The organism is Loigolactobacillus backii (genome assembly GCF_003946275.1).
In the GTDB taxonomy this organism is placed as follows: Bacteria; Bacillota; Bacilli; order Lactobacillales; family Lactobacillaceae; genus Loigolactobacillus; species Loigolactobacillus backii.
Window position 1 is genome coordinate 1 of sequence record NZ_RHNQ01000091.1, and the last position, 6,279, is coordinate 6,279.

The window sequence follows — 6,279 nt, forward strand, 5'->3', positions numbered from 1 at the left end:
AATGTATTCAGTGCTCTTTGCCGATCATACTCATTATTACTTTCAGCTAGCGCCTTGTAAGCCAATGACCGCATAACATAGTTGTCTACTCCCCAACCGGCAGTCGTAAACTTGAAATGATCCGAGGAAAATCCCTTAAACTGTGGAAACTCTCGCTTATATTCGGCTAATGTTTGATGTTGGCCACTATCAACTAGGCCCTTATCAAAAGCCAATTGTGTTGGATACCCATTACTATCCAAAACACCCTCAGCAACTAATTCTCGGTAAATATCAGCTTTAATGCTATTTGCTTTAGACATATTTAATGGCACCGACTTGCTTAAAATATCAAAGGCCTTTTCGACCAATTGTGGATACTTAATTTTCATTATTGTAATCTCCTTTTAAAAAATTCTGTTCCAACTTTTTTTCATACCTGTTCCATGTTTTTCCGATTTATGGAACATCAATAACCCCTCCATATCAACGTTACTAGTGCCTTGTTCCATAAGTTCCAAGTTTTAACCACTACCACCCTATGCGTATATATTTTTTTATATATTCATATTATTTTTAATTTTATTTTTAACAGTGATAAATGTTGGAACTTATGGAACAAACCTTGTGGCTCTAAGGAATTTTGCGGAACACTATTGGAACAATGTTGGAACAATTTATAAATTCATGGAACATTTCCGTTTCCTAAAGTTGTGTGATATAGCTTTTCGTTAGTTTAAGACCTTTAAATCTCCAAATATTATTACTATCATCAATCCCTCGACGGCTTTTAATTCTCTGCACCCCATACGCTTTCAGGTTTTCGGTGATCGTCTGTGCGGTGGTCTTATCGGAGTAGTTGTTTTCTAAGCAGAACGCCTTATATTCAGCAACTACACTCTTACTAGAATCGCCCTCGTCCTTGCTGGTATCAATCTCACAAGCTTCTTCAATGAACTGGCCGAAGTGGTCATTCAGGTTGACCCATTCGTCACGAGCAAGCTTCATATCGTCCGTTTCAGTCAGTGAACCGCGTTCCATGGCCGCCATGAATGCTTTAATGCACTGGTACACGAATGCGCTTCTTTCATCCTTGACGAGTTGCATATCATGTTCTTTCCAAAAATCCTTATTGACTGTTCGGGTGTTGCCGTTGATGAACTTGATTAGAACCAGCCGGTCCGTCATGCCATTAGATGAGTCGGTAAATGATGGTAAGGCATTCGCGCTGAAAATCATCTTGGCGTAGTTGATAAAGGTAAAGTTTTGCATGCCCTTAAATTCCGCGTCTAGACTATCCCCCCCGCTTAGCTTCTTCAAAACAGCCGTGTTGCTAAGATAGCCCTTGGGAATATCGGCAACAATATTGGCTTCCATGCCATACAATTGTGCTGGCTTAAAACGTGCGTCATTGCCAGCTAATTCGTTGGGCGCAACGGCCGCATAATTACCAGCCCCGTAAAGTGTCCGGGCGAGAAGATCAATGAGAAATGTTGTCTTACCCTCGCCACCACTACCACTAAGAAACACCATTTTTTGAAATGGCCGGTAACTGTGATAGAAACCATAGCCGATGTATTCTTTTAAGAACGTGTCAGCATTGCCAACCATATCTCGAAGTAATGCGTCTGTTCGGGGTGTCATCATACCGCTAACGTCTAAATCATAGTCATGGCCGTTCAGCAAATAGTTTTCAGGGTTCTTAGATTCCAGTTTTCCGGTTGCCATATTGAACGTGCCATTTCTAAAGGCAACTAAATTAGGGTTAGCATGGTCAAATGGGTTGTCTCGCTGGTTAGCTTGATACATGAAACGTTGAGTGTAGCGCCGCACCCTACCAATGTTCCCATCGTTGTAAACGCCCCACGGCTTTAGAATATGCGTCAGGCGGCTTTCAATGTAATTAACGGCTTCTTTATCTTTAAACATTCGCCAAGTCCCGGTAATATCAAGGTAAACAGCACCCTCTTTTAGCATTGGAAAACTAATCAGATGATCATGCTTAATCAGCTTATCGCCTAAAACTATTTCACTAACAAAGACTTTAAAAACAGGCTTGGGGTCGTTTTTGCCATCAGCCTTGTAATATGCATTAATCCATGATGGCACTTGTTGGTTAAGCTGTTTATTAAATTCTTTCAGTGCTTCCGGGTTTTTTAAAGTGTCAGGATCGGGAGCTTCAATGAAATTTACATCTATTGGGGTTAATCCCTCGTCGATGGCGTTGCCGTCTTTTGATACAACTACGGATAACCGCTTCTTATCATGGTAATTAGCCAGCAATTCTTGAGTTTCTGATGGAATTTCGTTCAAATTGCTTCATCTCCCGTTTCAATATTGAGTTGTAAATCGTGGTAACTTCTTTCGTTTCTAGTGGCTGATCAATAAATCGCTCATTAATTGAACAAGCTAATTCGTAAATAGTTTCTGGCTCGGCGCCGGTAACAAACAATCTTCCAATCATTTTAGTTAACCAAGCGTTGCGATTGCCTTGGACTGTTCCAGTTACCATTTCGTCCAGCAATCGACCGGTATACTTCTTTTGGTGTGTTGTACAGGCGTGTTCTGACGTCCAGTTCACTTTTTGCCCCGCCAACTTATCGACTAACCATTGAGGAGCCGGCTTAATATCAGCCAATGTTCGTCCGTCCAATGGTTCATACGGTTTGCCGTTAATCTCGCTTGGTGCAATCACCGTGAAGTCACTTAGCAAATCAATACCGGGCCAAACGTCAACTTTGCGAACCTTAGCGCCTGCGTATTTCAAAAAGTAATGTAATCCACCGTTAGCCGTTCCTTCAATGTAGGTGTCACTTGGCAACGTCTGTCCTTGCTTAAATAGTTGTGTCAAGCTGGCCCGACCGTTTTTAGTTGGCTCGTGCATATCAATATCAACAACCAATAAATCCGATAAATCTAGCCGTAAACCTAAGTTGTAAGCTGTGTGATCTTCAAACCATGTGAAGATGGTGTTCTGGTCACTAGTTGCGGCTTGGTAGCCTGCCACTCCTTTAGGTGGCTTCTTCGTGTTTTCAATCAGTGGGTAAACCGCATAGCCTTGCTTGGCCAGCTCAATGGCTTTATCAAGCGTTGCGAACTCTTTCATTGTTTATCACCAGCCCTAGCACATTTAATAGTTAATTCATCAGTAGCATCAGCAATTTTAATCAACTCGTCATTGATCGCCCAAGTCAATGAAGATAATGGTCGAATTTCACGTTTTAAGTTGTATTGAACCATACTGCTGTTTTGCTTGTTTTCTTCCAATGAATCACTTAAACTATCAACAATGTCGGAAAGTGCTTCGTAAAGTCCAAGAGTTTTTATGATTTCACCGTGTAAATCTTCAATATCCATTTTCCATTCTCCTTATTCGTGTTAAAATAAGGGAAACATACATTCCTGATTATCTGACCTACTGCTGTCCAAAGCAAAGTAGGTCTTTTTTTGTATGCTCTCCCATTTCCTTACCTCAATCAGACAAAAACATCAAATTGTGTCTTTATGTCGCTGTGCAACGCATCAGATATTTTCTTAGCAGTTGAGCTTTTACAAGTTCTTTTCCCGTTCAAAACTTGCGATAAATACGGCTTACTAATGCCTATAATCATTGATAATTCAACTTGTGTTAAGCCCTGTAAAGCAATGCTTTCTTTTGCTAGTTCGGAATTTTTAATCTTGCACTTCAAAATATCATCACCTCCCATCTACAATAAACATAATAGCATACTGAAATTTAGTTTGCAAACATTTAACATACATTTGTTAAAAAGGTTTGCTTTTGTCTGATATTTATGAGATAGTTATCTCATCTTGAACTAAAGGAGTAATTATCATGAACAGCTTTGATTATAAATTCCCAGAAGTTTTAAAATTTATCCGTAACCACACGCCTTATCAAGGCAAAAAGGGTCTATCATTGAGAAAATTATCTGAACTTTCCGGCGTATCAACACCATACATTTCACAGCTAGAACAATTCAGCCAGCAAAGAAAGCCAAGTATGGAAACCGTATCAAAACTGGCAACTGGCTTAACAGTTCCTACAAAAGCTGATCAAAGTGACATGTTTAAGCTACTAAGTAGCACAGCCGGATATTCAAAGATAGATCCGCGTATCGCTTTGAAAATCACCAGAACATTGCCTAACGTTAAATTTTCCGACTTTTTGCAACTCGTTTTAGGATATACAGGAATCATTAATTTAGATGAAACAAACGAGGAAAGAATTGCAAACGAAGCCTATAAAAACTGGGATAATTCAGAATTAGAAACAGTTGACGAATTGCTGTATCAATATAAATTAATGAGAAATAACATCCACTTAGAAGATTGCGAAGACGGGAATCATAAAATTATGCTAGATTCAAAAGATCTAACCAAAGTAGAAAATATTGTTTTACTTGGTGCAATAAAAACAATTCGAGAACTAAGAAACAATGGTAAATAAAAATAGGCCAGCAGACTACAATTAAGTAATCTACTGGCCTATTATTCTATGCGTATATGCGTAATAATTTAACTTAGTTAACATAACACATATTAGTAAAAGCTAAAGTTTGTGAAGTGTGTAAAACGTTGTTATATCAACGATATAAGGCTATGTATTTACCAATATCATGCGATAACGATACTTTGTGAAAATAGAGTAAATTTGTAAATGTTAATATACCAGTATTTTACACTTGTGAAATTGTATTATTCTACGTATGTAAGTTACTTTGTGATAATGACGTTCTATGTATAATTGTCCGAAATGTGTCGGCTTAGAAACCGCCTTGGCCGAGACTATATAATATTGATAGTGTGTCTATCGTTAGTAGTTAGTTCTTAACGTCTTGTGGTCTACGTGACAATTAGTACATTAATAACACCCTAGTTTAACCAACCTGCACGCAACCACGTGCTCTTAACCCTCAAGGTCAAACCAGTTTAGTGCACTTGCCCTTTGCTGTTCAGAACGCTTGAACCTGAGCGGGATATAGTTTTCCCCTTGTTTTGCGAAGAAGAAAACTTTTTGTTGTTCGTCACGAATCACCGTCACGTAAAAACACTTGTATTGTTACTATTGCGCTTGTAGATTAGCCTAACTAATTTAGCCTATAAAAAAAGCACCCTTTATAGGTGCCAGCAATCATTTATTTTTAGTTGTTTGGATCACTGGCCTTGCGTAATCGCCCTGTACTTTCGTACTGCTTTACCGCCCGCCCCGTACGTGGGGCCACCGTTCGGAACCAACCTAAATACAAGTATAGGTTAATTCCTAGTGGGAGTTTATAGCGGCGGCTCTCACTTGACCTGTCGACTTGTTTCATTAGCTCCGCTAACCGGCTGTCAGTCCTCGAAAGGTAAGATTAGTTGGCTTGGCTAGAATGTTGCCACTCTAGTAACGGGGCTTGGCTCCCCCGTGATCCAGAAAAATTCAACTCTACCTACTTGAAAAATCTTACAATAGTAGGTAAAATGAACACATAAACTTTGATAAGGGTTATGTGTTCCCCCGGTTTAGGCACCGAGGGAATTTTTTTGTCTATTTAATTTAGTTTCAAACAATATTATACCCCTTTGCCGATAATATGACAAAGGGGTATTTTTAACGTCTTAGCCAGCCGAATAAGCCCTTTTTAGGCGTCTTATTCTCTACCCCCTTGGAATTACCCTCGGTAGGCTTTAAAACGTCTGTATCGTCGCTTTGCGAGGGGTTATCGTCCTGTGAGGGGGTGTTGTTCGTAGTGGTATCAAGTAACTTCTCATTTTGACGGTTAGTAGACAAATTGAGCTGTTGTTGCTGGTCAAGTAATGACTGCATTTTATCTAATTGATCGTTCTTTCGTTCAAGTTCGCCCTTCAAAATGTCTATTTGTTCAAGCAATATTCGTGACGTATCTGCTTTCGTTTCAGTTGCAAGGTGAACGGATTCACTTGAAAACGCCTTTATAATAACGTCTTTAGTGTGTTCGGAATATAGTTTCGCGTTTCCTTTCATTGAACGTTCTGAAATGTTATTATCACGAATGTACCGCCACACTTTAGTTTTGTTAACCTTTGCAATATCAGCTATTTCAGATATTTTATACAATCGTTCATTGTTGTTCATGAATCGTTCTCCTAACGTTTTTGAATGTTCACTATGATAGATTATACCATTTCAACACTGAACGAGGGCTTAGAACACGTCTCTCAACATATGATATAATTCTATCGTGGAGAGTTTTAGTTTTAAGGTAGATTGTAAAATTAATCCGAACGCTGTTCGGACAAAAAAGATCAGCTTCCTTTAAAATGGTGTTTACCACAAAC

At 39.1% G+C, this 6,279-nt stretch carries 7 protein-coding genes; 1 reads left to right on the forward strand and 6 read right to left on the reverse strand.

The features are described 5' to 3' along the window. The 5 genes from EKM61_RS11035 to EKM61_RS11055 form a co-directional block, all read right to left on the reverse strand. On the reverse strand, positions 1-371 hold a 371-nt coding region (locus tag EKM61_RS11035), incomplete at its 3' end, for a hypothetical protein (RefSeq protein WP_125636219.1). 313 nt (positions 372-684) lie between these two features. Further along, the gene (locus EKM61_RS11040) at positions 685-2,292 is read right to left on the reverse strand and encodes a DNA primase family protein (protein WP_082920266.1); all 1,608 of its coding nucleotides are present in this window, start codon (positions 2,290-2,292) and stop codon (positions 685-687) included. Continuing rightward, positions 2,252-3,085, reverse strand: a complete 834-nt coding sequence (locus EKM61_RS11045) for a bifunctional DNA primase/polymerase (protein WP_068226438.1) — start codon at positions 3,083-3,085, stop codon at positions 2,252-2,254. Before EKM61_RS11045 ends, EKM61_RS11040 begins: the two co-directional genes overlap by 41 nt. Then, on the reverse strand, positions 3,082-3,336 hold the full coding sequence (locus EKM61_RS11050) for a hypothetical protein (protein WP_068377494.1): 255 nt from the start codon (positions 3,334-3,336) through the stop codon (positions 3,082-3,084). The genes EKM61_RS11045 and EKM61_RS11050 overlap by 4 nt, the downstream gene beginning before the upstream one ends. Before the next feature lie 119 nt (positions 3,337-3,455). Beyond that, positions 3,456-3,668, reverse strand: a complete 213-nt coding sequence (locus EKM61_RS11055) for a helix-turn-helix domain-containing protein (protein ID WP_068377491.1) — start codon at positions 3,666-3,668, stop codon at positions 3,456-3,458. 146 nt (positions 3,669-3,814) lie between these two features. Here EKM61_RS11055 and EKM61_RS11060 point away from each other — a divergent pair, with 146 nt between their 5' ends. Further along, positions 3,815-4,429 carry a helix-turn-helix domain-containing protein gene (locus EKM61_RS11060; protein WP_046870699.1) on the forward strand — a complete coding sequence of 205 codons (615 nt, stop codon included), beginning with the start codon at positions 3,815-3,817 and terminating at the stop codon, positions 4,427-4,429. A 1,143-nt stretch (positions 4,430-5,572) separates the two neighbouring features. Here EKM61_RS11060 and EKM61_RS11065 read toward each other — a convergent pair. After that, a complete protein-coding gene (locus EKM61_RS11065) occupies positions 5,573-6,076 on the reverse strand; it encodes a DUF536 domain-containing protein (protein ID WP_068377488.1) in 504 nt (167 codons plus the stop codon). Positions 6,077-6,279 lie beyond the last annotated feature (203 nt).

Bases quoted from the DNA above. Each gene is read 5' to 3' on its own strand.
- EKM61_RS11045 (WP_068226438.1), bottom strand. From the start codon at position 3,085: ATGAAAGAGTTCGCAACGCTTGATAAAGCCATTGAGCTGGCCAAGCAA.
- EKM61_RS11050 (WP_068377494.1), bottom strand. From the start codon at position 3,336: ATGGATATTGAAGATTTACACGGTGAAATCATAAAAACTCTTGGACTT.
- EKM61_RS11060 (WP_046870699.1), top strand. From the start codon at position 3,815: ATGAACAGCTTTGATTATAAATTCCCAGAAGTTTTAAAATTTATCCGT.
- EKM61_RS11065 (WP_068377488.1), bottom strand. From the start codon at position 6,076: ATGAACAACAATGAACGATTGTATAAAATATCTGAAATAGCTGATATT.